This window comes from Xenorhabdus vietnamensis (assembly GCF_002127535.1).
Taxonomy (GTDB): domain Bacteria; phylum Pseudomonadota; class Gammaproteobacteria; order Enterobacterales; family Enterobacteriaceae; genus Xenorhabdus; species Xenorhabdus vietnamensis.
The window spans coordinates 1-1,271 of sequence record NZ_MUBJ01000086.1 but is presented as its reverse complement, the minus strand read 5'-3'; the positions used below and the strand labels follow the sequence as shown (position 1 = coordinate 1,271).

Genomic DNA, 1,271 nt, shown 5'->3' with positions numbered 1-1,271 from the left:
GATCAGATTCAAGACGGCATCCATCAGACTGCTCTTACCTGCGGCGCTGCTGCTCTGGATCAGGACGGCTAAGGGTTTGGGTAACTTTCGGCTCACTGCGGCCAGATAGCCTGCCAACAGGTTGGTTGATTCACCGACAACCCCGCAGGCGCTCAGGTCAGCGGTGATACGGCTGATAAGTTCGGGGTCTTTCAGCAAGGCTTCGGCGGCGTGTTGTTCATCCGCACTCAGGGAGTTAGCGGCCTGCGCCGTGTCCGCCTCTGCCCATGTACGTTGTTCCAGCACCAGTAACACCCGCCCCAGCTCACGCTTAATCAGCGTATCCGGCAAGGCCAGCTCCTGAGAAGCCTGACGCACGAAGGCCGACCGGGCACGGGCGCTCAGGATATCGAGGCTGTCCACGAACAGTGCTCCGCTGGCTTTGTCGATTAACTGCACATTCACTTTCATCACCGTGGCACCGGCTTTCTGTTGCGCCCCGCGTATCCGCCATTCCTGCCCGTCCTGCCGGACAACGATATCCCCGTTGTCGGCAAGCGTCGTGACCACACCCGGTTCAGGCACCAAAGCCGCCGCAGGGACTGACACGGTGGCGGCGGCATTTTGGTCTGCCAGCGGCGTTTTTGTGGGTTCACCGAGCCACTGTGCTGCGTCCAGTAACTGGCCGAAGGCATTTTCTGGATTGGCGACTTCGCAGCTAAAGCGATTGGCATCGCAGCCTTCGGGGAACACGACCCGCCAGACAGCCAGCCCGGCCAGTTGCAGCTCGGCGGCCAGCGCCGCCGCCGCGTCATTGCCCGCTTTATCATTGTCATAGGCAATATGCACCTGCCGGATGTCATGCTGCCGGAAGGCGGCGCGGTGCGCCTCGGTAAACCCGTGTACCCCATAGGAACAGGTCACATGGCGATACCCCGCACACCAGAATGACATCGCATCGATCAGCGATTCGCACAAAATCACCGAAGCCGAACCGGCCAGCCCGGCTTCATTCCAGACCCCGCCATGCGCCCCCGGCAGGTACAGATGCAACGGGGTGCCCGCCCGCAGGCGATCCGTGATTTTGCGGCCGTACAGCTCCAGTACCTGACCGTCAGAACCGATCACCGGCACCACAAGCGAGCCGCTGAAGTGCTCATGGCCGCTCTCCCGCAGCAACCCGACCGCCTGAAGTTGGGCGCGGATCTCTGCGCCGGCTTTCGTAATAACTTCGTATAGCATACATTATACGAAGTTATACGACCTGTCCAGCACCTGCCGGGTTTCCTGTT

Annotated in this window: 1 protein-coding gene; it reads right to left on the bottom strand. The window is 60.9% G+C overall.

All coding sequences use genetic code 11. The features are described from left to right. Positions 1–1,221: toprim domain-containing protein (locus Xvie_RS20265; protein WP_139838930.1), on the bottom strand; the 1,221-nt coding region annotated here is incomplete at its 3' end. Positions 1,222–1,271 lie beyond the last annotated feature (50 nt).